This is a genomic window from Cytobacillus spartinae (assembly GCF_042865285.1).
Classification (GTDB): Bacteria; Bacillota; Bacilli; order Bacillales; family Cytobacillaceae; genus Robertmurraya_A; species Robertmurraya_A spartinae.
The window spans coordinates 202,187-227,387 of record NZ_JBIACK010000007.1; the positions used below are offsets into that span (position 1 = coordinate 202,187).

The window sequence follows — 25,201 nt, forward strand, 5'->3', positions numbered from 1 at the left end:
CACATCCTTCTTTTCATAAATTACGGGATTGCAGTTTCCATTTACTCTATGCAAAAACCCTCCATTAGGTGAATGCCTACAAGGGGATAAGGATGTAGGATTTCTTTTTTCTAAGGGTTAAAAAGGACAATAAAAAGCCCCAGGATTCATCCATGGGACCTATAGTTTATTCTCTTAACTAATTTCTGCCATCATAGCATTTGTAATACTCTTTAAATCTTCGACCGTTAACTCAACTTGGACACCTATTTTTCCACCACTAACAACCAATTGATCTAATTGATCTGCTTCTTGATCTATAAAGGTTGGATATATCTTCTTCATTCCAATAGGTGAACAACCACCACGTATATAGCCGGTCCATTTTAAAATATCTTTAACCGGAATCATTTCCACCTTTTTTTCTCCGGCTGCTTTTGCTGCTTTCTTCAAATCAAGCTCTTTCTCTACTGGAACGACAAAGACATATAGATTTTTACTATTTCCTTGTGCAACAAGTGTTTTGTAGACTAATTTTGGATCTTTATTCACTTTGCTGGCTACTGAAACACCATCAATTTTACCGTCCTCACTATCATACGTGAGTACCTCATATTGAACTTTTTTAGAATCTAATATTCTCATAGCGTTTGTTTTTTGTTTTCCCATCCAACTAACCTCTCAGCTATTTTTCTACATCATAGCAAAAACCTTCTATAAAGATAAAGAGAGGTACCCTTTGGAAATAGTAAAGAACAGGCCTGATTCAAGTAACACTATAATTTAATTCCTTCCTCTAAACGAATCACATCTTTTAAGTAGGACAACAAATTCTCCTTTAAATCTCCTCGCTCAAGGCCTAGTTCGATGGTGGCCTTAATAAAGCCAAGCTTATCCCCTACATCATATCGCTTTCCTTCAAAAATGTATGAAAGTACAGGTCTATTTGGAATCAGTCGACCGATTGCATCCGTTAATTGTATTTCATTCCCCGTACCCGCTGGGAGTGATTCCAATATGTCAAAAATCTTCGGTTCGAGGATATATCGACCCAAAACAGCATAGTTGGAAGGGGCGGATTCTATATCAGGCTTTTCTACAATACCCTTTAATTGAAAGGTGTTATCCGAAATCACCATAAGTGGATCAATGATACCATATTTAGAAACATGCTCCGTTTCAACCGACTGCACTCCAAGAACGGAACATTCGTATTGTGCGTAAACATTTATTAATTGGGCCATACATGGAGTTTTCGAGCGAACGATGTCGTCCCCTAGCATGACTGCAAAAGGCTCGTTCCCTATAAAACTACGTGCACAATAAATGGCATCCCCTAAGCCTTTTGGCTCCTTCTGCCTTATATAATGAATGTTTGCTAAATTCGAGATTGGTTCAATTTTACCTAGCATATCCAATTTTCCCTTTTTAGCTAACGTTTCCTCTAATTCATAGGATTTATCAAAATGGTCTTCAATCGCTCTTTTTCCACGCCCACTAATGATAATGATATCTTCAATTCCTGCTTGCACAGCTTCCTCCACGATGTATTGAATCGTGGGCTTATCTACTATCGGTAACATTTCCTTTGGTTGTGCCTTAGTTGCTGGTAAAAAGCGAGTTCCTAAGCCTGCTGCCGGTATAATCGCCTTTCTTATACTCACCCCTACACCCCCGAGAATAGTAGTAAACACCTTCAAATCCCTTTGTTATCAAAGGCTCTTTTCGTAAATCTTTGTTGTTATTTAATTACTTTAAACTGCTTTTAAACGGATTATGGTGCTGTTTTCTTTATTTTGGGAAGAAAAGATGCCACAAAGCAGCATAGAATCTGTGTTGGAGACCATATGCGAGTAGCAACAATGTATGCGAAAACAGCTTTATCAAAAGTTTATGTATGGGAATTTTCTTTGATGTTAAGAAAATCTCTTCTAAATTATATGAGTTCACAGATAAGGAAATATGAAGCTACTACTAAAACTTTGTAAAGTTGAGGGGTTGCTAGGATAAATGCTGGATTTTTAGTGGTACAGTCTCCTTAAAATCCATTTTCCATATGATAGTAGTACTTTTAATAGACATGATGAGGAGAGAAGTTATGAAGGTTACTTATCAAGATGCTTTAGCCTACTATGGAATTAGCGGGGCACATCCCGGAGGATTATCATTAACAAAGAAACTTCTACAAAACGAAAAGATTACAAAAAACACAAAAATACTAGATGCCGGATGTGGGACAGGTCAAACAGCTGCCTATATAGCAAAAACTTATTCATGCTCTGTGACCGCATTAGACCATCATCCGCTTATGATCAGAAAAGCAAAAGAGCGATTTAAGAAGGAAGGGGTACCCGTCCATTTAGTGCAAGGAAGCATAGAACAACTTCCTTTTCAGAATCACACATTTGATATCATTCTGGTTGAATCCGTTACAGCCTTCACGAACATCCCTAGATCCCTTAAAGAATTTTATCGTGTCTTAAAGCCAGGAGGCTGTTTAGTTGATTCCGAAATGACAGCAGAAGTCATTTTTAATCAAAAGGACAAAGAAACGATTATGAGTGTGTATGGCATAAGCAACATTTTAACGGAGCAACAATGGTTACAAGCATTAAGGGATGCCGGATTTAAAGCGCCGAATGTACTCGATGGTAGTACGGTATTTGAAGAAATGATGAAGAACAGCCCACAATCGGATGCTCCGAATATGATGGAGCCCGTTCCACCACACCCACAGTATGAAGAAGTGATGTTTGAACATGGGAGTATCATTGCCCTTTATGGACAAAAGTTAGGCTATCGGGTTATTCGGTCCGTAAAATAAAAAGAACAATCACACCTTTTCCTGCCGCGATTCTTGCCTTTTCCCTGCTGTCGCGGCTCGATTCATACCCTTTCCTACCGCGATTCTTGCCTTTTCCCTTCTGTCGCGGCTCAATTCACACCCTTTCCTACCGCGATTCTTGCCTTTTCCCTGCTGTCGCGGCTCGATTCATACCCTTTCCTGCCGCGATTCTTGCCTTTTCCCTGCTGTCGCGGCTCGATTCACACCCTTTCCTACCGCGAATCTCGCCTTTTCCCTGCTGTCGCGGCTCGATTCATACCCTTTCCTACCGCGATTCTTGCCTTTTCCCTGCTGTCGCGGCTCGATTCACACCTTTTCCTACCGCGAATCTCGCCTATTTCCTGCTGTCGCGGCTCGATTCATACCCTTTCCTACCGCGACTCTTGCCTTTTCCCTGCTGTCGCGGCTCGATTCACACCCTTTCCTACCGCGACTCTTGCCTTTTTCCCGATGTCGCGGCTCGATTCACACCCTTTCCTACCGCGACTCTTGCCTTTTTCCCGATGTCGCGGCTCGATTCACACCCTTTCCTACCGCGAATCTCGCCTTTTCCGTGCTGTGCGGCTCGATTCATACCCTTTCCTGCCGCGATTCTTGCCTTTTCCCCGCTGTCGCGGCTCGATTCATACTCTTTCCTACCGCGACTCTCGCCTTTTTCCTAATGTCGCGGCTCGATTCATACCCTTTCCTACCGCGGCTCTCGCTTTTTCCTAATGTCGCGGCTCGATTCACACCCTTTCCTACCGCGATTCTTGCTATCTACCTACTTTCGCGGATAGTTCATCTCCATCCCTCCAAGAAATGTTTATCCATTCAGCAACGATTTATGAATCCAAATAGCTGCCTGTGAGCCATCGCCCATCGCAATCGTTACCTGTTCAGAATGAGCAATTACATCCCCAGCAGCCCACACGTGTTTAATGTTGGTCTCCTTTGTCCTTGGATTCACAACGATGTGTTTATTCTCTAGAAGTTCAACCCCTAGTTGCTTTGCCAGGGATGACTCAACTTTATTTTTTCCAAACGCAACGAACCCATGATTAGATGGTATTCTCGTGTCATCCGCAAGAGTGATTGCTTGTAACTGTCCATCACGTTGTTGGATTTCTTTAATGGACTGGTTTATATATTCAATGTTCTTTTTCTCCAGTTTTTCTAAAAGCTCTTGTTTAACTTGTTCCTGTTCATGGTTAATATAAATAAGCTCCTTTGTCCAATAAGAGAGTGTTAGTGCCATATTCGCACCAACATTGCCAGAGCCTAAAATGACGGTTTTATGATCCTTTATTTCATACCCGTCACAGTCAGGACAAACATAAATACTTTTCCCTAAGCAAGGATACATGGTGGGAATCTCAGGTAATCGGTCCATCACTCCTGTTGCAATTAACAGCCTCTTTCCTTTATAGGAGAGGCCGTTATGAGCAGTTATATTAAATGTTTGGTCCTCCTTCTCTACCTTTTCGGCCTTTTCAATGATAAAACGTACCCCTAATTGTTCAGCTTGTTTCCGACCAACTTCCCTTAAATGTTCTCCACTTACTCCATCAGGATATCCTAGGATGTTGTGATAGCTTTTACAGATAGAAGAACGGCCGTCTCCTGAATCAATTACTAGAACATCATGCATATACCTTCCGAGTTGAATGGCCGCTTGTAGTCCTGCAATTCCGCCCCCAATAATGATGCAGTCATATATCATATCGATTGACTCTCCTTTCTTTAGGATTGATTGCTATATATTCTGCCCTTTAATTTCTAAATAAAAAGCCCTTTTTCATGAGCCTGAAAAAGAGCTTTTTAGATTATCGTATCTGAATTTGATTAATGGTCATAACCTTCGTTCTACCCTATCCCTTTTTGACGCTGCGTTTTGACTAGTTCTGCATAAAATCCGCCAGCTTCTAGTAACTCTCGATTTGATCCTTGCTCAATAATCTCACCATGTTTTAATACAATAATTTTGTCTGCATTTTGAATGGTGTTTAACCTGTGAGCAATGACAAATGAAGTTCTTCCACTCATTAACTTCGTTAGCGCTTCATTAATTTTCATTTCTGTTATGGTATCGATGCTACTTGTCGCTTCATCCAAAATGAGCAGTGAAGGGTCAGCGAGCATCGCCCGTGCAATGGATAATAATTGGCGTTGACCATGACTAATTCCACTACCTTCTGCATCCAATACTGTGTCATATCCTTTTGGGAGCTTCATAATAAAATCATGTGCGTTAGCCGCTTTTGCTGCCTCTAACACTTCTTCATCTGAGGCATCCAATTTCCCGTAACGGATATTTTCCTTTACCGTTGTTTGAAAGATGACTGAATCCTGTAAAACAAAAGCCATTTTATTTCGCAGGCTGTCCCTTGTTATACTTTTTATGTCTTGGCCATCGATATAAATATGGCCAGCTTGCACTTCGTAAAATCTAGATAGCAACGATATGATCGTGGTTTTACCAGCACCCGTTGGACCCACTAATGCAACGGTCATTCCAGGAGAAGCATGGAAACTCACATTGTTTAACGTTGCAACATCCTTCTCATAGGAGAACGATACAGAATCAAACCGAATATCTCCTTTAATCTCTTCAATCTCTCTTGCCGCTGATTCATCACTTTTCTCTTCTTTTTCATCCATGATTTGAAACACTCGCTCTGCTCCGGCTACTGCAGATAAAATCATGTTAAACTGGTTTGCCAGGTCATTAAGTGGACGAGTAAACTGCCTAGAATACGTTGTGAATGTAACAATCACTCCAATGGAGATACTTCCTTTAAGGGCTAAAATGCCTCCGATTCCTACAATGATGGCAAAGCTCACATTGTTCAGCATGTTCATCAGTTTTGGAATAAACCCAGAATACGTTTGAGCCCAGTAACTAGAGTTCCGAAGGGCTTCATTTTTCTGCTCAAATTCGTGAATGACACGGTCTTCCTGAGAAAACATTTTTACGATTTTCTGACCGGATAAGGTTTCTTCAATATATCCGTTCATATCTCCCAACGTTTTTTGCTGTTCCTTAAAGTAGACACCTGTTCGGTTCGTAATCCATTTCATTCCCCCAAACATCGCCGGAACAATGGTTAACGTCAGCAATGTCAATATGGGACTTAACCAGAACATCACGACAATAGTCCCTAGAACGGTTAACGTACTCGTTACTACTTGAATCACAGCAGAGTTTAATGTTCTACTCACATTCTCCATATCATTCGTTAATCGGCTCATTAACTCGCCGTGTTGACGCTTTTGAAAGAAGGAGACAGGCAGCTTTTGTAGATGTGAGAACAATTGATTTCTCATTGAAAAAACAACATTTTGGGCAATCCCAATCATCCAGTAGTTCTGAAAGAATACAGCTCCAGATTGAAGAAAAAAGATGAGTGTTAACCATACTAGCATCGTTAATAATTCCGAAGTGTCCCACCCAGCAATCAGTCGGTCAACGGCTACCCCCATTAAGTACGGCCCAAGGAGTGATAAAGCTGAACTAACGAATACCATGATTAGTACAAAAGAGAACAACAACTTTTCTTCAGTCATGTACTGCCAAACACGATAAAGGGTTCCTTTAATGTTCTTTGCCTTTATTCTCTTCCCTTTTGGCTGATTCAGGACATTGGATTTTTTATTTGATGGTTTCGATTTATTTGACACTATGTCCTGCCTCCTGTTCTGACTGAGAATAATAAATCTCCTTATAATAATCGCTTTCTTTTATTAATGTTTGATGATTCCCATTAGCGACTAATCTTCCCTCATGTAAAAGGAGAATACGATCGGCTTCTTTTACAGAGCTGATTTTTTGAGCAATAATCAACGTCGTACATTTTTGTTTCTTTAATGTTTCTAAAATACTCGCTTCCGTTTGGGCATCTAACGCACTTGTACTATCGTCTAGCATTAAGATACTTGGCTTTCTTACAAGAGCTCTTGCAATCGATAGACGTTGTTTTTGCCCCCCTGAAAGATTCACCCCACGTTGGCCAATAGGTGTTTCATATTGATTAGGAAGGGTCATGATAAAATCATGAATTTCTGCTTCCTTCGCTGCTTGAATAATTTCATCATCGGTTGCATCTTCTTTACCCCAACCGATATTCTCTTTTACGCTTCCGGAAAATAAGTGAGCCTCCTGAGGAACTAAGCCTATTTGCTTGCGCAGATCCTGAATCTTAATGGTATCTATATCCTCGCGGTCAATATAAATGTCTCCACTAGTAGCCTCATACAGCCTTGGAATAAGCTGAAAAATAGAAGATTTCCCTGAACCCGTTTCCCCTAATATTCCGATTGTTTCTCCAGCATGAACCTTAAAAGAAAGATTATGTAAAACAGGTTTTTCCGATGATGGATATTGGAAACTTACTTGATTAAACTCAATTCCACCTTTTATCAATTTATCTTGAGAAAGTTGTTCTTCAAGCGTGAAGTCAGTCTCTTCTTCTAATACGCCCGAAATCCTAGTAGAGGATGCTTTCGCTCGGGAATAGTTCATCATTAAGAAAGAGAACACGGTGAAAGCAAACATAATTTTTGTAGCATAATTAATAACCGCCACAATTTCCCCTGCTTGTGCTCCACCCATGTTTAACTCAATGGATCCATACCATATAATAATCACGATGCTGACATTCATCCCGAACAGCAAAATTGGCATGGTAAGCTCCATAATGCGTAAAGCTTTCTTGTTATCACTCATTAAAGATGTATTCACATTTAAGAAACGATTTTCTTCAAATTCACCGCGTGAATAAGCCTTAATTAGTCGCATTCCCATTAAATTCTCTCTAATTACTCGGTTAACGGAGTCTAATTTCTTTTGAACACTTTGGAATAATAAAACCCCTTTTTTTAGTAACCAGAGGATGATAATTAATAGCAGAGGTACTGCAATTAACAAGATCGTGGCTAATTTAACATTCACCATGAATGACATGATGATTCCACCAAGAATAAATAATGGTGCCCGTAATGCGATTCTTAGGGCCATAAAAACAAAGTTTTGTAGCTGTGACACATCATTGGTTAATCTTGTAATTAATGATGATGTCGGGAATGATTGGAAGTTTTTAAAGGAAAACTCCTGGATTTTCCGAAATAAATCTCCCCTGATATCATAGCCTACACCTTGGCTCACCTTAGCCGAATAAAACGTATTTACAATCCCTGCTACAAAGGCAAGAAAGGAAATTCCAAGCAATAATCCTCCCCATCCATATACAACCGAGAGATTTCCTTTTACAATCCCTTCGTCAATAATAATGGCCATAATAATGGGCTGAAACAGCTCAATGAGTAACTCTAGCCCTGTTAAAATGAGCGCCATCCACATCGCAAATTTGTATGCATTCACATACCTAAATAACTTTCGCATATCCTATCCCCCGTATGACACCATGCTGTCGTTAAATAAAAAATTTAGGAACCCTTAATATATACTATGTTAATATTTTAAAACAAAATGATTCACTTTACCAAATTTTCAATCTATTTGTTGGAAACTATTTTTTTTGAGCTCTTAAAATAAATTAAAGGTGGAATTTGGTGTCTGTCCAAGATGGTCAAAGGTAGTAACCAGCTAAATGAGTTGGATGAGAGTGACAATTAAGATGTGAACTGAAAAATTCCACCCGACCATAGCAACCGCTATGATAGACAGGTGGAAATTTCTAGTATAATGGATTTATAGAACAACAGAGGAGGGATAAGTATGGACATTCTAAAAACAGGGAATCTTGCTGTGCGCTTCTTAACAGAAATCTCTGCGTTACTTGCTCTCGGTTACTGGGGATTTCAAATTGAAAAAGGACTTGCAGTAAAACTAGTTTTAGGAATTGGGATACCTCTTTTGGCAGCTGTTATTTGGGGAACATTTGGATCTCCAGCTGCACCATATCCTCTTGAGGGAATGATACGTCTATTGTTGGAATTCATCCTATTAGGTTCTGCTGTTTTAGCTCTTTGGTTCTCTGGGCATTCAGTCCTTGCCTTCGTATTTGGATTTGTCATTATCATAAACAAATTATTCATGTATGCATGGGGTCAGTAGGATGATCCTTAGTCCTTTTGAATTCCAAACCTTGCATTAATCTGCCCACGTAACATTTTATTACGTGCCTTTTTATCATTTTCTTTTTTTGTTTCTTTAATCATCTCCTGTCTAATCTCGTACGTTCGAACTCCCTCCTCCCTTTTATTTGCAATTTCAATTAACTTTTCTACATCTGAAAATGAGTACTTACGATTTCCGCGTGCTAATCTCTCTGGGAAAATAAGCTTTCTTTCTTCATAATAACGAATTTGTCTTTCCGTTAGTCCTGTTAATTCACTTACAACACCAATTGTAATCACTTTTCTGTTCTTATATGAAGGTTCATCTTTCAAACTACTCTCCCCCATCTAGTGATAATTCCTTTTACTTTTGTTAGAATTATACACCTTTTCTAAGAAGATTTTTACCTTTGTGTCAGAAAATCTAACAACAATGTAAAAACCATGTTAGCTTTTCTAACAAAAAACGTGATTTCCAATTATGTATTGATTAAAATAAGTAAAAATTCACGTTAAGAAGGTGATTGGATGTCATTATTAAGAGAGGCTGTTGAAAAGAGAAAACAGTTTTATTTAAATGAGTTATCTAAGGCTGGTGTGTTGAGCCAAACAGAGAAAGAACTAACATTATCTGAATTAGTACATGAATATCGAAAGTTAAAGGTTAATCTAAAGATAAGCCAATATTATTAAAGGAATCTGGGGGACGCTACAATGAATAATAAAGATGCATTTGAACTCGCTAAAAAGCTAATTGAACTTGACCTATTACGAGATGAAGTTTGGGAGGATCTTGCGATTTTAGCAGGAGATCAAGCTCATGAGCTATTAAGAATGGCTCAGAATAGCTAGTTATTATTTAATAACCAAACGATAGCTCCAATAGAGGGCAATTTTTTTATCTATCTTCTCCTCACGGATAAAACTTTTTAGTAATAGTGATTTTTTAACACTTGACGCACTTAAATTCCATCATATACATTTGCGTTATACAAATTTACTTGAATTGGAGATATATAGAATGCTGTCATGCCGTGAGGAAGTTTTAGCTTTTACAAAACAACTTGTCAATATTGAAAGTATTGTTAACACAGATGGAGAAAAAGTCATTGCCCATTCTTTATATACACTACTAACTTCTTTTCCATATTTTCTAGAAAACCCAACACACGCCACAATCGAACAAACGAATCATGATGATCTAGAAAGATATAATGTTCTTTCATTTGTAAAAGGGACAAAAGGCAACAGTAACAGGACTGTCATCCTAATGGGGCATATGGACACGGTTGGAATTGATGATTTTAACCAGTTAAAAGAATTTGCGTGCACACCAGATGAGCTTATGAGAGCTTTGCGAGATGAGGAGCTTCCTTCAACAGCTAGAGACCATTTAGATTCTGGTGAATGGTTATTTGGTAGAGGTGTGCTAGATATGAAAAGTGGTCTAGCAAGTCATCTATACCTACTAAAATATTATTCCGAAAATCCAGATCAATTGGATGGAAATCTGGTCTTCTTAGCTGAATGTGATGAAGAAGATGGATCACATGGAGTTCTATCAGCTTTAAAAACGCTTAAAAGGTGGAAAGAAGAGCATCAGTTTGACTATGTGGCAGCGATTAATGCGGATTTCGTGTCTCCAAGATATGAGGGGGATGAAAATCGTTACATTTATAAAGGAACAGTTGGAAAGCTTCTTCCATCCTTCTTTATCACAGGTGCAGAAACACATGTCGGCTCATGTTTTGAGGGGTTAGATCCTAACTTTATTGCCGCGGAGTTAACGAAGCAAATAAACTACAGCCCTGAGCTATGTAATGAAGCATACGGAGAAACAACCGTTCCACCGGTTTCGTTAAAACAAACCGATTTAAAACCTTCTTATACCGTCCAGACAGCACTATCCGCTTATGTCTATTATAATTTTTTCATTCATTCTTGGTCGCCAAAGGACGTACTAGTAAAACTAAAGGAACAAGCGACGATAGCTTTCGAGAATGCTCTAGCTACTTTTTATGACCGATATAAAGCATTTTGTGAAATTAGCGGTGAGCGTTTTATGCCAACCGAATGGTCATCTAGAGTCTACACCTTTGAAGAATTTGAAGAGCTGCTGATTAGTGAAAACGGTGCTAAATACTCTAGTCATATGGATGCTTTTAAGGCAGAACTATTATTAGATACATCACTAGATACAAGGATGTTCGCAGCAAGAGTCGTTGAAGAGGCTTGGAAATGGATGAAAGATAAAAGCCCAGCGATTATTTTATTCTATTCTTCGCTATATTCACCAAGGATCGAGTTATCAGGGAAGTCGGAAGTTGAACAAAACTTGATTGATGCAGTAGAGACTGCTGTCAAAGCTATTCAGCCAACTTATCAATACCCGATTGTAACGAGAAACTTTTTCCCATATATCTCAGACATGAGCTTTGTCGCTCTGAGTGATGATGAGGAAGGAATAAGAGCAGTTTCGGATAATAATCCAGGTTGGGGTACTAAACACTTCGTAGAATATAGTGACATTCGGGATATCAATGTGCCTGTCATTAATATCGGGCCATACGGAATTGATGCTCATAAGAAGCTTGAGAGAATGGAAATGACTTATTCTCTTGAGGTGGTTCCAAATTTAACAAATGAAGTAATTAGAGAACTTATTTCAAAATAACTTTTTATTATAAAGGCAGGTCCACTCTTTTGTTGGGCCTGCCCTTTTTCTATTTCAACTTTTCCGTTTTCTCTCATGGGCTCCTTGGACACCTTATTCTTGAGTGACAGGAATTGATACTTCAAAGGTAGTACCTTCCCCTACCTTACTTGCAATTGAAATTTCCCCTTTATGCAATTCAACTATTTTCTTGGCAATAGAAAGACCTAGACCGTTCCCTTTCTGCTTACGGTCTCTTGAATGATCCGCCTTATAAAACCGTTGAAAAATATAAGGTAAATGGTCTTCTGGTATTCCTATCCCGTTATCCCTTACAAAAACATTAACCACTTCATTTTCCTGCTTTATAAGAATGCTAATTTTCCCTTTTGAGGGTGAAAACTTAATAGCGTTCGTAATGAGATTAATCCAGACTTGGGCTAATAGGTCCCCATCCGCTTCAATAGTTGTTTTTGGTAAATCTAAGTTGAATAAGATTTGTTTTTCACTCCACTGTGGTTCAAGCATGATGACGATTCTGCGCAATTGTTCATCTAACGAGTAAGATGTTGGTTCGAAAGGATGTTTTTCTGAATCTAAAGAAGCAAGTTTTAATAAGTTATCTCCAAGCTTTGACAACCGGTTACTTTCCGAATAAATAAATTCAAGACATTTCTTTTTTTCTTCCTCTGACATGTTGTCTTCTAATAGGAGTTTAGAAAAGCCCTTTATAGAGGTTAACGGAGATTGAATTTCATGGGACACATTTGAAACAAACTCTTGTCTCATTTTTTCAATCTTTCCCATTTCAACTGCCATGTCATCAAAACTTCTTGCTAGAGTACCAATTTCATCTTTTCTTTTAATATCTAGATGTACATCATACTTTCCTTCTGCCAGTAATTTTGTCGCGCCAGTGATCTTTTGGAGTGGATTTACTAAATAGTGTGAAACAACGGCAATTAACATACATCCAATGATTAATACAGAAGCTAGTATTACATAGATTTGATAAGTTGATAACTGTTCATCCTCTGTATCAAGTTGAATGCTCATGACTAATGTTTGCTCTCCAATCGTAATAGGAAAAGCTATGACTGCATGGCATCCCTTAAGATTTGTTTCGTAATAACGGTATGACTTTCCACTAAAGACAGATAAAATCTCGTCTTCACTTAGCTTTTTAGGAGTTTCCCATAAAAGAAGTTTACCAAACTGTTTCAGGTGGCCTTTTTCTGAATAGAGGTCTATTTGATAATTGTTTAGACTTGCCATTGTCTCTAAAAAAGTTTCTACTTCTTCTGGTTCTTGTGTATGTTTCAACTTAACAATGCCCTCTGAAAAGGTTGTTAAGTCTTCAAGGTATTGCTCTTCTACACTCTTTTTAAAAATCCAATAATTAATACCATAAGCTACTAGCACACTAATCATAACAACAATGGTGAATGTAATAACGGTACGAGCATATAAGGATTTAATCACGCTAATACCTCTGCTTTATACCCTAGGCCTCTGATTGTAACAATTTTTACAGTCTCTGAGTCTCTAATTCTCTCCCTAATTCTTTTAATATGAACATCTATCGTTCGCTCATCCCCTTCAAAGTCATAACCCCATATTTCCTCAATGAGTTGATCCCTAGTAAAGATTTGATTCTCACTGCTTACTAGCTTAATGAATAAATCATACTCACGAGGTGGAAATTCAATAGAATGTCCCTTAACTTTTACCTGTCTGCCCTGCATGTCAATATCAACATCACCAATACTTAGTTTTTGCGCAGATACAATGTTATATCGTTTCATAATAGCCTTTACTCTCATCACGAGCTCAATAGGTTCAAATGGCTTTACTATGTAGTCATCTGTACCTGTTTGAAAGCCTTTTACCTTATCCATCGTTTCTCCCTTTGCTGTTACCATAATAACGGGGATATGATAAAATTCTTTTATTTCTCGACACAGTTCAATTCCATCGATCCGAGGCATCATTACATCTATAATAGCTAAATCTACTTTAACCTTTTCCATTACTTCTAATGCCTCTTGGCCATCACCGGCTTCTAATACTTCAAACCCTTCTTTTACCAATACCATCCTAAGCAGGCTACGAATACTGAAATCATCATCTACTATTATAAGTTTTGGCATATGTTCTCTTCCTCTTATCCTTTGTTTGGCTTCGCCCAAATTAAATGAATAGAATTTAGCATTAGACTCTCTATTCTCTCGATCTGTAATGGGGATTCTTTCATCATCTTTAATATATCTCTGTTAATATGGCAGCCTATTCTTTTCTCAATAAAAGAATCTGCTTTATTTTGCACCCAGGAATACACGGAATTTGTACTAATGCCATGTTCCAGCAGTAGAATTTGACCATCCTCTTTACACCAGCTAGCCATCAATTGAAGAACTTTTTCAGGGTTCGGATATGAACACATTGATAGCGTTGAAATGACCGTATCAAATTTCTTTTCTTGAAGCTCTACTTCTTCAACATTTCCTACTATAAAATGAACATCAAGATTTTGTTCCCTAGCTGTATCTTTGGCCTGTTCAATCATAGATGCACTAAAGTCAACTGCTGTAACCTTAGCGTCTTTAGGATAGAATTGAAAATTAGCCCCTGCACCTACTGATAATTCCAAAATTTCACCTTGTGCAGAATGCAATAATTTTTGTCGCATTCTTAGCTCGCTAGCATTCTTTTTTTTACGCTTTGAATATTTTTTCGCCTGTTTATCAAATAATTTGACTTGTTGATTGATCTCCAAGACCCTATCTCCTCTCACCGTACCATTTTTTAATTAATTTCTACTTTTCGACACTTTTCTCCTGTATCATCTGTAAATGATTTCATAAAATTTTACAATTATTAGGTCATAAATTATTTAGAAAGTATATCTGCCGTCTTGTTGTATTAAACCATTTTTTTGCTCATATTCCATAAATAATGTAAACCACTTTTATGAACGGAATATGAACATGGAAATTTTTCAAAAAAATAACACCCTCCTCAATATATGAAAGGGTGTTAGCATCTATTTGCTTAAAGGTAATCTAATCTCAACTAATGTACCTTCTCCTAATGTACTCGAATATGAAATGCTTCCTTGGTGTTGCTGAATAATCTTGTGACAGATCATTAAGCCTAGGCCGGTCCCCTTTTCCTTAAGACTGTAAAAAGGTTCTCCTAATCTTGGAAGTAAATCTTCTGGGATTCCACATCCGTAATCTTGAATAGAAATGATGCAGTCATTATCTAACTTCTTTAACTCGATCTTAATCTTTCCACCATCAGGCATAGCCTCTATCGCATTTTTAAAGATATTAAGAAACACTTGTTTTAATTGATTTTGTTCACATGTAAGAAAGATGGATGGTTCCTCACATGTTAAGTTAAATTCAATGTTATTCATCAGTGCCTGCGGAGAAAGCAATTCTAGCGTGTTTTCGATTAAATCCTTTACATTCGTTCGGTTTAGTTGGACCGCTTGAGGTTTTCCTAAAGACAACAACTCACTCGTGATCGTTTCAATTCGTTCTAACTCGCTTAAAAGCAAGTCATTATAGGCAAAAGAACTGTTCTCTTGTTTATATAGCTGTATAAATCCTTTAATAGTGGTAAGCGGATTCCGGATTTCATGAGCAACTCCGGCGGCTAGTTCTCCTACAATGGATAATTTTTCAGATTGTAGCAGTATCTCTTCTGCCTTCTTGCGTTCTGAAATATCCCTGCTAATAAGAACAAGGTGCTCGATTGAATTCCTCTCCCCTCTAACAGGCATGCAGCGGGATTCAAATTCAATCCATTGACCACCTTTATGCTTAAGACGAAACTCCATCGTGTAAGATTCGTGTTTATTAAGCATCCGCTTAATATTTCTTTTAAACATGGTGATCTCATCAGGGTGAATGACTTGACATAGTTCAATATTCTTTAGTTCCTCTATCTTATATCCCAACACCCACTCATGGGATGGGGAGTAATAAGTAGCTGATCGATCCTTATCCATAACCAAAATAAGGTCTGATGTATTTTCAGCTATTAAACGATATTTTGACTCACTTGCTGCTAGGTGATCCTCCATACGTTTTTTCTCTTGAATAATCCTATATAACTTTAAATAAGATTCAATAAGTAATATGCCTATAAAGACTCCTAGCATAACAAAGATCATATATTGTAGATGAAAAAGTGGATGATCTCTAAATATTTGAAAGAGAATGGGCACTGTTATGATATAAACAATGACGTAGGTGACAAAGAAAACGATACTTCTCTTTACTGGATTCACTTGGCGCAAATAAAAGTGGATGACGGAAAAACTAATCATAATAGTAGCCCAGCCCATTATGGCTGGATACCAATTTCCACTCATATACAACCTTGCACACAAAGAAATGGCGCCTGTTACAAGGCCAGCAATGGGCCCCAAATAAGAAAAGACTAAAATAATGGGAGCATAGCGGATATCATAAGAGTAACCTTGCTCCTGAATTGAAAGTAAAATCAAGATAATTGAAACGATTCCAGCATAAATACTGACCCATAAACGATACTGCCTTAAAGGTTTATGCTTAATATATGACCCAATTACCAATGGTAAACTGACCATTAACGAGAAAATAGAAAGATTAATAATATATTCTAATAGTAGCAACGGATTCCCACCTATATATTGGTCGTAAGTTATGTATTTTTAACCTCATCATATACTAGGAACCTGCCGATTTCCATATAAATTACAAATCTATCTTCAAAAACAATAAAAGTATCAAAGAAATAGGATTCTTTGATACTCTCTGTTATTTCATAATAGGACTTCTTAACTTTTCTAAGACAACTTGAACCTGATATCCTTGTTCAAAGTCTATGATTGTTGCTGTATCACCTTGTATGGCTGCAACAAGATTTTGAATAAACTCATCCCAAAAGGATTCATCTTTTTCAATCGGGATCTCACTGTAGGCCTCTCCAACTTTCCCACCATATAACTTAATTAAATCTACTAAAGCAAGAGTACCTTCAGATCCGTATATGGTAAGTGAAATACTTTGTTCTTGTAGGCCAGCCAGCTGACTGATTCCGTTGACTAGAATGGGAGTTCCATCTTCAAGTCTCATTTTAGCAATTATTCCTGTCTCGCAAGCTTTTGGATCCTCTGGAAATTCTAATTCGCTCTCAACAGAGTTAACTTTCCCAAGCAATTGATGGATAATCTGTATAAAGTGACCTGCCACTTCAAATACAAATCCACCTTGCTCGCGGGTTGCAATCCAATCATTTACTTGCCACTTTCTTGGCCACTCTGGAAAGCGCATCTCTAGCTCAACTCTTCTTACTTTCCCTAAGTAACCGTCCTTCATAAGAGACGTTAACATTTTAATATTGTTTATATAGCTAAGAGGATAGTGAACAGCATTAACAACACCAGAGATCCTAGCTTTGCTAAGCATCTTTTCAGCTTCCTCCAAGGAGTTTGCAAGAGGCTTTTCACACAACACATGCTTCTTAGCTTCGAGTACATCCATGACAATCGAATAATGATGAGCTGGAGGTACTGCCACATAGATCATATCTATTCCCTGAAGTTCCAATAGTTCCTTATAGTTGGTTGTCCAATATACATTTCCTAGGTCTGCTGCTCTTTGGGCAGCAAGCTCCTCCACAATATCGCAGACAGCAACTACTTCTGTGAGAGGGTGTTGTGAAAATACTTTTGTCATACTTTCTCCAATGGCCCCAACACCTATAATACCCACTTTTACCGTTTCATTGTGTTTCATAAGAGCCTCCTACTTAAGAATTTACCGGCTCTTTTACATTCTTTAAAAACTTACCATAAAACTCTAAGTGTTCAGGCTTTACTAGCTCCATCTTTTTACAAACCTCAAGTGCAAACTCTACATATGCATTGCCTTTTGCTGTAATAATATTTCCATCAACCGTAACATCGTCATTCGTGAACTGGCCACCTTTAAAAATGGCGAAAAGCTCCTCATCTGACCCAACACTTGTTGTAAATTGTTTATTTTCTAATATACCTGCTTCACCTAGTAACGTAGGTCCATAACAAATAGCTCCAATCACGTTTCCATTTGCATTTACTTCTTTAATAAACTGTTTTAGATTCTCATTACCTAAAATGGATGGAGTGTTTCCTCCAGGAATTAGGAGTAACTCGACCTCATTAGGATTGACTTCTGCTAATCTTTTATCGGCTAACACTTTAAAACCTTCTACGTTGGTTACATAATCTTGTTCTAGGGATACCGTTTCAAGCTCTACGTTATTTGATTTCATCCAGCCTACAAGCATTACTTCAAAATTTGCAAATTGATCATAAACTAGTACATGAATTTTCATTTATTTACATTCCTTTCGAACCATTAAATTTATGTGTATGTTTCTTACAAAACTAATAGTATATAATAAACTGACAGGGAAAAAGACCCAGTTTTAACTATTTTTATTAGCCCACTTTTGCAGGAGTGACGATATATGAAAACCATTCTTCCCATCAAGTTTAATGTCCAAAAATATAGATTTAAGTATCTAGCTTTATATCATGGACTAAGAGAAGCGATTCTGTCTGGTAAGCTTGCTCCAGGATATAAGCTCCCATCTACTAGAGAGCTGGCCACCATCTATGAAGTAAATCGAAATACCGTTAGACAGGTTTATGAAATGCTCATGGCCGATGGATACATACGAACAGAAATGGGAAGTGGAACTTTCGTCTCTACGATTCCTGTTAAAGAGACAGCTAAGGTTACTCTGAAAAAAGAGATTAGATTGTCGGATTGGGGAAGTCGGTTACCTATTGAGGAACCTCCAAGTGAACGTACGAGCTCAGCAATAAACTTTGGGATTGGCTTTACTCCGGAGCTAGCTCACTTTCCTGAGCTCGAGTGGAGAAAAGCTGTTAACCAAGCAGCCAGGGAGTTGAATTATTTAATTCTTAGCAAAGATCCTGAGCAACAAGGATTATTTGAGCTCAGAGAAGCCATTGCGACTTATTTAAGGAAAACGCGTGGAATCATATGCGAGTCTGAAGATATTTATATTACAAATGGGACGATGCATGCCTTCTCTATCCTTGCTCAGCTCCTTATTCGCTCAGGGGATCATGTTGTGATAGAGGACCCTACGTTTGGCAGTATGAAGGATACTATTCTCGCATTAGGTGGGAAACTATTACCGGTCCCTGTGCATTCTTCTGATTTTTTAGTTAAGGATTGGGATAGTAATCTCGTCTACGTAACTCCAAGTCACCAGTATCCTACCGGAAAAGTTATGCCACTTGAACAAAGGCTAGCTCTCTTAGAATGGGCTAAACAGAAAAATGCTTTAATAATAGAAGATGATTACGATAGTGAATTTCGTAGGAAGGGAAGACCGATAGAGCCTCTAAAAGTTTTAGATTATGAGAATCGGGTTATTTACCTGGGGACTTTTTCAAAAACCATTTTGCCAGCTCTACGGATTGGCTATGCGGTAATTCCTAGTGACATCAAACCCTACTTTCATGCAGCAAAGTACTTTTTTGAGCCATATACAACCTCAGCTCTAGAGCAAATGGCTATTGCTAATTTTCTTCGAACGGGAAGTTATGAAAAACATATTAGAAAAATGAATCGAATCTACTCTAACAAGTACCAACTATTTAAAAATCTATTCAATCAATATCTCCCTACTGCCTTTGATTGGATCGAGTCTGAATCAGGCCTTCACCTTTTTGGCTGGTGGAGGTTCACAGAGGGTAAATACCAGCAATTTATAAAGCGTTGCAATGAGCGTGAGGTTTTCTGGGTTAATGTCGTAACAGGATTTAGCCACAAGCCTCCGCGACCTTGTGGCATTTTTGGGTTTTCCCATTTAACCGAAGACCAAATGATAGTAGCTATATCAACTATGGGAGAAGTGTTCAATGACATTATGGACGGAGTGTATGTATAGAATTATTTCCTAGAACATAATGGGGTGGAAGAAACAGCGCTCCACCCTGAAGATTATGTACGAGCTAACCAATGATCAAAAAAGTCTCTATAGCCTCGTTTCATTACCGTGCTAGAAAACTTTTCAAAAGCATAGTGGCGATTATCGTTCGATACGTTAAGAGGAGAGGAAACAGCCATATTGACAAGCTCAAACCAGTTCTTTTCATTTCCAGAAAAAGAGTGCTTTGAACTAATATGGTCATAACAAGGATGCTCTGGTTTTACTACAATTTTCCCCATCGCTAATGCTTCCGTTAAAGGCATGGCAAATGTATCAAACTTTGAGCTACTCCAGTAAACCTTCGCAGAGTTCATTAACGTAAAAATTTCATCCTGTGTTAAGGCAAATTGTAGCTTTACGTTCGATGGAATATCGTACTTTTTCATGCTTTCCTTATAGCGTACTCCTCCAAAAATCATGTACACTTCCTTATCTGGATTTCTCCTTGCGTATTCTAGCACAAGATCTGGGCGTCGATTCTCTTCATCTCTTCCAATCCAAAGAATACGGTTATGAACAATTTGGGAGGGGTCAAAATGCTTTTCCGCTAATTGCTCATTAAATCCAATGGGAATAACCGTTACATCGTCTACACCAAAATTCCTGTGAAGTTCACGTTTAAGAAACTCCGTTTGTACAATTGCCTTATCCACGATTTGATAAAATGGCTTCATCATTTCATAACCAGTTAAAGCTGGGTCTGGGAAACTGTGTGGGAAAAGGACACTATTTTTCAGAAACATTTTAAGATAAGTAAATCCTGAAACTGTATAAATCACATGGTCAATTTTTTCTTTATAAATTTGATCTAAGACAACATCGTAGTTAACTAAGTCGCCCTTTTCATGCTCGTACCCTGGGATCCAATCATATCCACTTACATGCCGCTCTGGGGATATAAAAACAATGTCTATCCCAAAATCCTTACTAATCTCTTTTAGTCTTTCCGCAAATACACGAGGGCCCTGAGCCTCAGTAAATTGTATTTTTCTCATGACTAACCCAACTTTTTTCATCAAAACCCTCCTAGATTTTAAAGATGGTAAGCACAATCACGTAAACTTAGTATGGTTTCATTTAACTGATTTTCTAATTGACCCTTTGACCATATGCCAGCATCTTTTTTCAAGTCTCTTTCAATGAGTAAAAGCATCCAAAGGTTGAAAACAGAAGAAAATAAATAATACTCTCTTTTAAAAGAGGATTTATCTAGTTTTATTCCGTACGGTTCCATTTCAATTAAATAGAGATCTAGTAATTCCTCTCTTATACGACTAGTCAACTTCTTAGGAAAGACAGGATGAGATAAGTCAATAAGATGGAATAGGTCCCAGAATCGACTGTTAAGATGGGTGTGTTCCCAGTCAAAGATATAGATTCTACCATGAGAAACAGCATAATTTCCTAAATGCAGGTCTCCGTGTGAAAGAACTAATTCTTTAGAAAAGTTTTCTTTTTGGAGGAGAGAGTAGACGGTATCTATAAGCTTATTAGAAATATCGAAGTCAGATTGGATTCGTTCAATCTCCCCTTTTTTTCTAAGCACCTCTAAAGCAATCTCCTCAATGAATGGCTTTGGACCTTTTAGTGGTGCATGTACTAGTTTATCAATTGAAAGACGGTGCCAACCTGCCATGTATGTAACAACACCTTTTGCCGTCTCTTCATTAAAATCATGGTTTAAAGGCCCAAGATCATCATAAATAATCCAATTATGATTAGGATTATGACTATTAAGAGACTTTGCTAAAATTCGAGGATAGAAAGGTGGAAAGGCAGAAAGAACATTCTCATAAATCCAATTTTCTTTCCCCATCTGACTATTATTTGTTAAAGGCTTAAAGACAAAGCTCTGAGATGGATTGACAAAAAAGCGTTCAATTTCTCTCCCATTCATACCTTTATAGAGAATTTCTCGTTTCATAACCCTTTTATCATCCAAAAAACCATTAGGTAAAACAATATCCTTTAATATGTCCATTTTTTCATCTCTTTTACTAAAATTGGTTATCCTAGTCTATTTTTTAAAGTGGTTATTAGTAAAATAAATCATACCATAAAGCGAGTTTCTAATGGCACGAGTTCAAGAGCGACTACTATAATTTCAAACATAAGTATAAAGGATTTTTACGTTTCTTATGGAATTATTAGACATTACGATTAAGTTTTAAGGAGATTTATGATGACTATGAATTCTATTCAAAAAGTAGGACAAATTGGGGTACCTGTAAAAAACCTTGAAAGAGCCATTATATTTTATAGAGACACTTTAGGACTTCCACTGCTTTTTCATACAGACAGTATGGCTTTCTTTGAGTGCAATGGACTACGCCTCCTTCTCAGTATCCCTGAAAATGAAAGTTATGCTTTTTCGAGTTCAGTAATCTATTTTCAGGTTAAAAATATTACAAGCATGTATGAAGATTTACTAGAAAAGGGTGTTTCATTTAAGGATCGACCACATATGGTAGCCAAAATGGGGCAAACAGAAACTTGGATGACATTTCTAGAAGATACAGAAGGCAATACACATGCTTTGATGAGTGAGGTAACCCTATAATAATCATTTTATAGATACTCAGAATAAAAGCGGGGGTCCTATATGCAGAAATTACAGTTTCTTTATCAACTCAAGCTTATTCCTAGATTGTTAGATGAAAAGAATTGGACAGATAAGGAGAATACTACGGTTGCACAACACTTTACATATTTACAAGACTTCCATAAAGAGGGAAAGCTAATACTAGCTGGTAGAACGTTACAGACGGATCCGTTTGGAATTGTTATTGTTGAAGTCGAGACTGAAGAAGAAGCCTTAGACATTATGAGCAATGATCCAGCTGTAAAAGAGGGGATTATGGAAGCAACTCTTTTCCCTTACAAGGTAGCTTTACTTAGGGAGAACATACAAACTTCGTAATGTGAAAAAGCATTTTGGATATAAATTTCCTGATACATCATTATTATAAATTTCTAATTCTTACTTTCGTTATATCGTAAATTTTTTTCTTATTTATGAGATTTAGTAGCGAATGATAAGAAATCGCATAATGACTAAACAAAACAGAAATAGACCTCCATGAGATGAGAGGTCTATCTTGATTTACATGACATACACAACATAGCTTCTGGCTACATGGAATACAAGAAACTATTTTTATAAGTACATCCAAATGATATTTTAAGGTTACTTAAAATTCTCAGGCATAATCCAGACTACTTCACAGATTCTGACAAAGAATGTTGAGTCTCGCTCTTGAATGACAACATGATCTGGCTTCGCATCCATAACAATTCCATTGACTGGACCTCTCGTCGTGTCCATCACTACTCTTTTCCCAATTAAGCTACGGACAGCTGCATACACATAGGGCTCCACGACAGTAACTTGCATTGGTTGATGAGATTGCATAGATTGAACAGCTTGCAAGGGTTGGTTTCCATTCATTTGTGGTGACATGTTATTAGGGTACATTGGGTTCATCACTATACCTCCATTTCTTTACCGTACATAACCAATGTATGCCCTAACTAGTTAGGTGCCCCTAGGCATCAACCTATTTATATTGATTTGTCAAAAAGAATGGACTAGTATAGTGTAAAGATTCAACTTTAACTTCATATGAGAAGTCCCTATTGTAGGGTAACAAGTAGGAAGGTTGATAACTTGAAACAGGCCAATGAACTCTTTCAGCAGGCAAAGGAATTCATAGAAATATGCTATAAAGAGTTAGGAAAAGAAGAAGAAATTGAAAGAAGATTAATGAGAATTGAATCAGATATATGCCATCATGGCCACTATGATCATACTTTCGAAGAGCTATCTCACGGTGCCAAAATGGCTTGGCGAAATAGCAATCGGTGTATTGGAAGGCTTTTCTGGCAATCACTAGATGTCATTGATGCCAGGAACCTTGACCGCGAGGAGGATATTTACCACGCCCTTTTAAATCATATGGAGATGGCTACAAACGGTGGAAAAATCAGACCAACCATTACCATCTTTAAACCTACCATTAATGGTGAGCAACAAATTAGATTATGGAATCATCAATTAATTCGCTATGCAGGATATGAGAAAGAAGATGGATTTATTGGTGATCCTCTATCAGCCGATTTTACAAGAGTATGTATGGATCTAGGCTGGAAAGGCAATGAGACTCACTTTGATGTATTACCTTTAGTTATACAAACTAAGAATAATAAGCCAAAATGGTATGCTATCCCCGAAGATTATGTCATGGAGGTTCCAATATTCCACCCTGACTATCCTGCATTTGAAGCTTTACAAATCAAGTGGTATGCAGTACCGATGATTGCTGACATGAAGCTTGAAATCGGAGGCATTGAGTATACGGCTGCACCTTTTAATGGCTGGTATATGGGAACTGAAATTGGTGCCCGTAACCTTGCCGATTCATTCCGATACAATCTTCTCCCAAAAGTAGCATCCATCTTAGGGTTAGATATAAGAAGAAACCAGGGTTTATGGAAAGATAAAGCGTTAATCGAGTTAAATGTGGCCGTATTGGCTTCATATAAACATGCAGGTGTGAGTATCGTAGACCATCACACAGCTGCAGCTCAATTTAAGTTATTTGAAGAAGCAGAGGAAAGTTCAGGCCGTGAGCTAACGGGAGATTGGACATGGTTAATTCCACCGATATCTCCAGCATCCACTCATATCTTTCATAAATCTTATGATAATAAATGGAAGTCACCGAACTATTTTTATCAAGAAAAACCATATGAATAAAATGCCATATTAAAAGTCCCTTTTAAAATAAGGGACTTTTTAAAATTGTTTCATGTGAAACATTATTGTGGGAGATGATCATTTAAATGACGGTTATTGGCGATATCATTGTTGCCATCTAATAGATGATTCATTCCACGCACTAATGTGTCATCTTCTAGGAGACTCCAGATATGATAGCCTAAGTCTTCACGCTTTAGTAAAACTTCCTCTAAAGTTTGGACGGTTCCAAAATCATTTAGCTCATGTGCACGTTTGATTGTTTTTCTCAACATTCCTTGGATTTTTATTTCATGCTCTAGGTCATTACGTAAGAAGTCTCTCATTGTATAGCGGCCTTCAGCTTCATGCTTAATATAAGATATTTCATGTTGAGTTACTGGATGTGCAGTTGGCACAACCCCTAGTCTAGCAACCCTCTCTCCCACCATATCAATGTGTTTTTGAGTAACTTCAATATGCTCATCTAAAATATGGTGCAAGCTACCGAAGGACTCTGCCCCTTCTGTTAACCAATGGTGCTTCGTATACTGGTGAAGCGCGACATTTAGAGCGCATAGATGCTCATCTAGCATTAGCCCCATTTCAAGTCTTGTGTCTTGAGGTAAGCTAATTCCTGATCCTTCAGTTCTTACTGTTCTAGGTTCTTGGCGTAGTATCATTTCATTCATATGTTGATTAGAATGACCCGGCATATTTGGATCAAACCCAGACTTATTTAACTTAAATTCATCTGGGGAAAATCCTTGATTATCGTGAGTTTGCATTGGTTTATCCCTCTCTTCTTTCAACTTTCATTACTTTTTGTATTTTGGGTAAAAAGGATAAGATTCACTCTATTTATTTTTGTTAATTTTTGTAATAAGATTAAGGAGTAGGTGAAGTGTATACTATTACCTCAAAA

25 protein-coding genes are annotated in these 25,201 nt (G+C 37.7%); 9 read left to right on the forward strand and 16 right to left on the reverse strand.

Annotated features, from left to right (window positions below; genetic code table 11):
- Positions 1-174: 174 nt before the first annotated feature.
- Together ybaK and galU are read right to left on the reverse strand one after the other, a co-directional pair.
- Positions 175-648 carry a Cys-tRNA(Pro) deacylase gene (gene ybaK / locus ACFYKX_RS15265; protein ID WP_389361924.1) on the reverse strand — a complete coding sequence of 158 codons (474 nt, stop codon included), beginning with the start codon at positions 646-648 and terminating at the stop codon, positions 175-177.
- Positions 649-755: 107 nt separating this feature from the next.
- Positions 756-1,643 (reverse strand): UTP--glucose-1-phosphate uridylyltransferase GalU, encoded by an 888-nt coding sequence (galU, locus tag ACFYKX_RS15270; RefSeq protein WP_389361925.1) that lies wholly within the window; start codon positions 1,641-1,643, stop codon positions 756-758.
- A gap of 434 nt (positions 1,644-2,077) precedes the next feature.
- On the opposite strand from galU, the gene ACFYKX_RS15275 reads away from it, so the two are divergent.
- Complete coding sequence (locus tag ACFYKX_RS15275; RefSeq protein ID WP_389361926.1) at positions 2,078-2,803, forward strand: class I SAM-dependent methyltransferase; 726 nt, start codon at positions 2,078-2,080, stop codon at positions 2,801-2,803.
- Between the two features lie 826 nt (positions 2,804-3,629).
- Here ACFYKX_RS15275 and ACFYKX_RS15280 read toward each other — a convergent pair.
- From ACFYKX_RS15280 to ACFYKX_RS15290, 3 genes are all read right to left on the reverse strand, one after another.
- Positions 3,630-4,526 (reverse strand): NAD(P)/FAD-dependent oxidoreductase, encoded by an 897-nt coding sequence (locus ACFYKX_RS15280; RefSeq protein WP_389361927.1) that lies wholly within the window; start codon positions 4,524-4,526, stop codon positions 3,630-3,632.
- Between the two features lie 143 nt (positions 4,527-4,669).
- Entirely contained in the window at positions 4,670-6,370 is a 1,701-nt protein-coding gene (locus tag ACFYKX_RS15285) for an ABC transporter ATP-binding protein (protein WP_389361973.1), read from the reverse strand.
- A 103-nt stretch (positions 6,371-6,473) separates the two neighbouring features.
- Positions 6,474-8,204 (reverse strand): ABC transporter ATP-binding protein, encoded by a 1,731-nt coding sequence (locus ACFYKX_RS15290; protein ID WP_389361928.1) that lies wholly within the window; start codon positions 8,202-8,204, stop codon positions 6,474-6,476.
- A gap of 336 nt (positions 8,205-8,540) precedes the next feature.
- Between ACFYKX_RS15290 and ACFYKX_RS15295 the strand changes: the two genes are divergently transcribed.
- Positions 8,541-8,879, forward strand: coding sequence for a YrdB family protein (locus ACFYKX_RS15295; protein WP_389361929.1), 339 nt, complete (start codon positions 8,541-8,543; stop codon positions 8,877-8,879).
- Between the two features lie 8 nt (positions 8,880-8,887).
- Here the strand turns inward: ACFYKX_RS15295 and ACFYKX_RS15300 are convergent, their stop codons facing one another.
- Positions 8,888-9,214 (reverse strand): MerR family transcriptional regulator, encoded by a 327-nt coding sequence (locus ACFYKX_RS15300; protein ID WP_389361930.1) that lies wholly within the window; start codon positions 9,212-9,214, stop codon positions 8,888-8,890.
- Positions 9,215-9,409: 195 nt separating this feature from the next.
- Between ACFYKX_RS15300 and ACFYKX_RS15305 the strand changes: the two genes are divergently transcribed.
- From ACFYKX_RS15305 to ACFYKX_RS15315, 3 genes are all read left to right on the forward strand, one after another.
- Positions 9,410-9,574 (forward strand): Fur-regulated basic protein FbpA, encoded by a 165-nt coding sequence (locus ACFYKX_RS15305; RefSeq protein ID WP_389361931.1) that lies wholly within the window; start codon positions 9,410-9,412, stop codon positions 9,572-9,574.
- A gap of 21 nt (positions 9,575-9,595) precedes the next feature.
- Positions 9,596-9,733, forward strand: a complete 138-nt coding sequence (locus ACFYKX_RS15310; protein ID WP_389361932.1) for a hypothetical protein — start codon at positions 9,596-9,598, stop codon at positions 9,731-9,733.
- A 169-nt stretch (positions 9,734-9,902) separates the two neighbouring features.
- Positions 9,903-11,555 carry a M20/M25/M40 family metallo-hydrolase gene (locus ACFYKX_RS15315; RefSeq protein WP_389361933.1) on the forward strand — a complete coding sequence of 551 codons (1,653 nt, stop codon included), beginning with the start codon at positions 9,903-9,905 and terminating at the stop codon, positions 11,553-11,555.
- A gap of 93 nt (positions 11,556-11,648) precedes the next feature.
- On the opposite strand, the gene ACFYKX_RS15320 is transcribed toward ACFYKX_RS15315, so the two are convergent.
- The 6 genes from ACFYKX_RS15320 to ACFYKX_RS15345 form a co-directional block, all read right to left on the reverse strand.
- Complete coding sequence (locus ACFYKX_RS15320) at positions 11,649-13,016, reverse strand: sensor histidine kinase (protein WP_389361934.1); 1,368 nt, start codon at positions 13,014-13,016, stop codon at positions 11,649-11,651.
- Positions 13,013-13,684, reverse strand: a complete 672-nt coding sequence (locus ACFYKX_RS15325; protein WP_389361935.1) for a response regulator transcription factor — start codon at positions 13,682-13,684, stop codon at positions 13,013-13,015. Before ACFYKX_RS15325 ends, ACFYKX_RS15320 begins: the two co-directional genes overlap by 4 nt.
- A 14-nt stretch (positions 13,685-13,698) precedes the next feature.
- Positions 13,699-14,310 carry a class I SAM-dependent methyltransferase gene (locus ACFYKX_RS15330; protein WP_389361936.1) on the reverse strand — a complete coding sequence of 204 codons (612 nt, stop codon included), beginning with the start codon at positions 14,308-14,310 and terminating at the stop codon, positions 13,699-13,701.
- 267 nt (positions 14,311-14,577) lie between these two features.
- Positions 14,578-16,200: an ATP-binding protein gene (locus ACFYKX_RS15335; RefSeq protein WP_389361937.1), complete on the reverse strand. Its 1,623-nt coding sequence runs from the start codon at positions 16,198-16,200 to the stop codon at positions 14,578-14,580.
- A gap of 145 nt (positions 16,201-16,345) precedes the next feature.
- Complete coding sequence (locus ACFYKX_RS15340; RefSeq protein WP_389361938.1) at positions 16,346-17,326, reverse strand: Gfo/Idh/MocA family protein; 981 nt, start codon at positions 17,324-17,326, stop codon at positions 16,346-16,348.
- Positions 17,327-17,339: 13 nt separating this feature from the next.
- A complete protein-coding gene (locus ACFYKX_RS15345; protein WP_389361939.1) occupies positions 17,340-17,906 on the reverse strand; it encodes a DJ-1/PfpI family protein in 567 nt (188 codons plus the stop codon).
- Positions 17,907-18,041: 135 nt separating this feature from the next.
- Between ACFYKX_RS15345 and pdxR the strand changes: the two genes are divergently transcribed.
- Positions 18,042-19,499 carry a MocR-like pyridoxine biosynthesis transcription factor PdxR gene (gene pdxR, locus ACFYKX_RS15350; RefSeq protein WP_389361940.1) on the forward strand — a complete coding sequence of 486 codons (1,458 nt, stop codon included), beginning with the start codon at positions 18,042-18,044 and terminating at the stop codon, positions 19,497-19,499.
- 53 nt (positions 19,500-19,552) lie between these two features.
- Here the strand turns inward: pdxR and ACFYKX_RS15355 are convergent, their stop codons facing one another.
- Together ACFYKX_RS15355 and ACFYKX_RS15360 are read right to left on the reverse strand one after the other, a co-directional pair.
- Positions 19,553-20,557: a glycosyltransferase gene (locus ACFYKX_RS15355; protein WP_389361941.1), complete on the reverse strand. Its 1,005-nt coding sequence runs from the start codon at positions 20,555-20,557 to the stop codon at positions 19,553-19,555.
- Positions 20,558-20,574: 17 nt separating this feature from the next.
- Positions 20,575-21,522, reverse strand: a complete 948-nt coding sequence (locus ACFYKX_RS15360; RefSeq protein WP_389361942.1) for a phosphotransferase family protein — start codon at positions 21,520-21,522, stop codon at positions 20,575-20,577.
- Between the two features lie 201 nt (positions 21,523-21,723).
- Between ACFYKX_RS15360 and ACFYKX_RS15365 the strand changes: the two genes are divergently transcribed.
- Together ACFYKX_RS15365 and ACFYKX_RS15370 are read left to right on the forward strand one after the other, a co-directional pair.
- The gene (locus ACFYKX_RS15365; RefSeq protein WP_389361943.1) at positions 21,724-22,101 is read left to right on the forward strand and encodes a VOC family protein; all 378 of its coding nucleotides are present in this window, start codon (positions 21,724-21,726) and stop codon (positions 22,099-22,101) included.
- Positions 22,102-22,143: 42 nt separating this feature from the next.
- Entirely contained in the window at positions 22,144-22,461 is a 318-nt protein-coding gene (locus ACFYKX_RS15370; protein WP_389361944.1) for a YciI family protein, read from the forward strand.
- Between the two features lie 267 nt (positions 22,462-22,728).
- On the opposite strand, the gene ACFYKX_RS15375 is transcribed toward ACFYKX_RS15370, so the two are convergent.
- Positions 22,729-23,025: a YuzF family protein gene (locus ACFYKX_RS15375; protein ID WP_389361945.1), complete on the reverse strand. Its 297-nt coding sequence runs from the start codon at positions 23,023-23,025 to the stop codon at positions 22,729-22,731.
- Between the two features lie 183 nt (positions 23,026-23,208).
- Between ACFYKX_RS15375 and ACFYKX_RS15380 the strand changes: the two genes are divergently transcribed.
- Positions 23,209-24,297 (forward strand): nitric oxide synthase oxygenase, encoded by a 1,089-nt coding sequence (locus ACFYKX_RS15380; RefSeq protein WP_389361946.1) that lies wholly within the window; start codon positions 23,209-23,211, stop codon positions 24,295-24,297.
- A 62-nt stretch (positions 24,298-24,359) separates the two neighbouring features.
- On the opposite strand, the gene ACFYKX_RS15385 is transcribed toward ACFYKX_RS15380, so the two are convergent.
- Positions 24,360-25,064, reverse strand: coding sequence for a Dps family protein (locus ACFYKX_RS15385; protein ID WP_389361947.1), 705 nt, complete (start codon positions 25,062-25,064; stop codon positions 24,360-24,362).
- Between the last annotated feature and the right edge of the window lie 137 nt (positions 25,065-25,201).

What these genes read in the sequence shown, in the direction of transcription:
- ybaK (WP_389361924.1), bottom strand. Translation starts at nt 648, where the DNA reads ATGGGAAAACAAAAAACAAACGCTATGAGAATATTAGATTCTAAAAAA.
- ACFYKX_RS15275 (WP_389361926.1), top strand. Translation starts at nt 2,078, where the DNA reads ATGAAGGTTACTTATCAAGATGCTTTAGCCTACTATGGAATTAGCGGG.
- ACFYKX_RS15280 (WP_389361927.1), bottom strand. Translation starts at nt 4,526, where the DNA reads ATGATATATGACTGCATCATTATTGGGGGCGGAATTGCAGGACTACAA.
- ACFYKX_RS15285 (WP_389361973.1), bottom strand. Translation starts at nt 6,370, where the DNA reads ATGACTGAAGAAAAGTTGTTGTTCTCTTTTGTACTAATCATGGTATTC.
- ACFYKX_RS15290 (WP_389361928.1), bottom strand. Translation starts at nt 8,204, where the DNA reads ATGCGAAAGTTATTTAGGTATGTGAATGCATACAAATTTGCGATGTGG.
- ACFYKX_RS15295 (WP_389361929.1), top strand. Translation starts at nt 8,541, where the DNA reads ATGGACATTCTAAAAACAGGGAATCTTGCTGTGCGCTTCTTAACAGAA.
- ACFYKX_RS15305 (WP_389361931.1), top strand. Translation starts at nt 9,410, where the DNA reads ATGTCATTATTAAGAGAGGCTGTTGAAAAGAGAAAACAGTTTTATTTA.
- ACFYKX_RS15310 (WP_389361932.1), top strand. Translation starts at nt 9,596, where the DNA reads ATGAATAATAAAGATGCATTTGAACTCGCTAAAAAGCTAATTGAACTT.
- ACFYKX_RS15315 (WP_389361933.1), top strand. Translation starts at nt 9,903, where the DNA reads ATGCTGTCATGCCGTGAGGAAGTTTTAGCTTTTACAAAACAACTTGTC.
- ACFYKX_RS15325 (WP_389361935.1), bottom strand. Translation starts at nt 13,684, where the DNA reads ATGCCAAAACTTATAATAGTAGATGATGATTTCAGTATTCGTAGCCTG.
- ACFYKX_RS15340 (WP_389361938.1), bottom strand. Translation starts at nt 17,326, where the DNA reads ATGAAACACAATGAAACGGTAAAAGTGGGTATTATAGGTGTTGGGGCC.
- ACFYKX_RS15345 (WP_389361939.1), bottom strand. Translation starts at nt 17,906, where the DNA reads ATGAAAATTCATGTACTAGTTTATGATCAATTTGCAAATTTTGAAGTA.
- pdxR (WP_389361940.1), top strand. Translation starts at nt 18,042, where the DNA reads ATGAAAACCATTCTTCCCATCAAGTTTAATGTCCAAAAATATAGATTT.
- ACFYKX_RS15355 (WP_389361941.1), bottom strand. Translation starts at nt 20,557, where the DNA reads ATGAAAAAAGTTGGGTTAGTCATGAGAAAAATACAATTTACTGAGGCT.
- ACFYKX_RS15360 (WP_389361942.1), bottom strand. Translation starts at nt 21,522, where the DNA reads ATGGACATATTAAAGGATATTGTTTTACCTAATGGTTTTTTGGATGAT.
- ACFYKX_RS15365 (WP_389361943.1), top strand. Translation starts at nt 21,724, where the DNA reads ATGACTATGAATTCTATTCAAAAAGTAGGACAAATTGGGGTACCTGTA.
- ACFYKX_RS15370 (WP_389361944.1), top strand. Translation starts at nt 22,144, where the DNA reads ATGCAGAAATTACAGTTTCTTTATCAACTCAAGCTTATTCCTAGATTG.
- ACFYKX_RS15375 (WP_389361945.1), bottom strand. Translation starts at nt 23,025, where the DNA reads ATGAACCCAATGTACCCTAATAACATGTCACCACAAATGAATGGAAAC.
- ACFYKX_RS15385 (WP_389361947.1), bottom strand. Translation starts at nt 25,064, where the DNA reads ATGCAAACTCACGATAATCAAGGATTTTCCCCAGATGAATTTAAGTTA.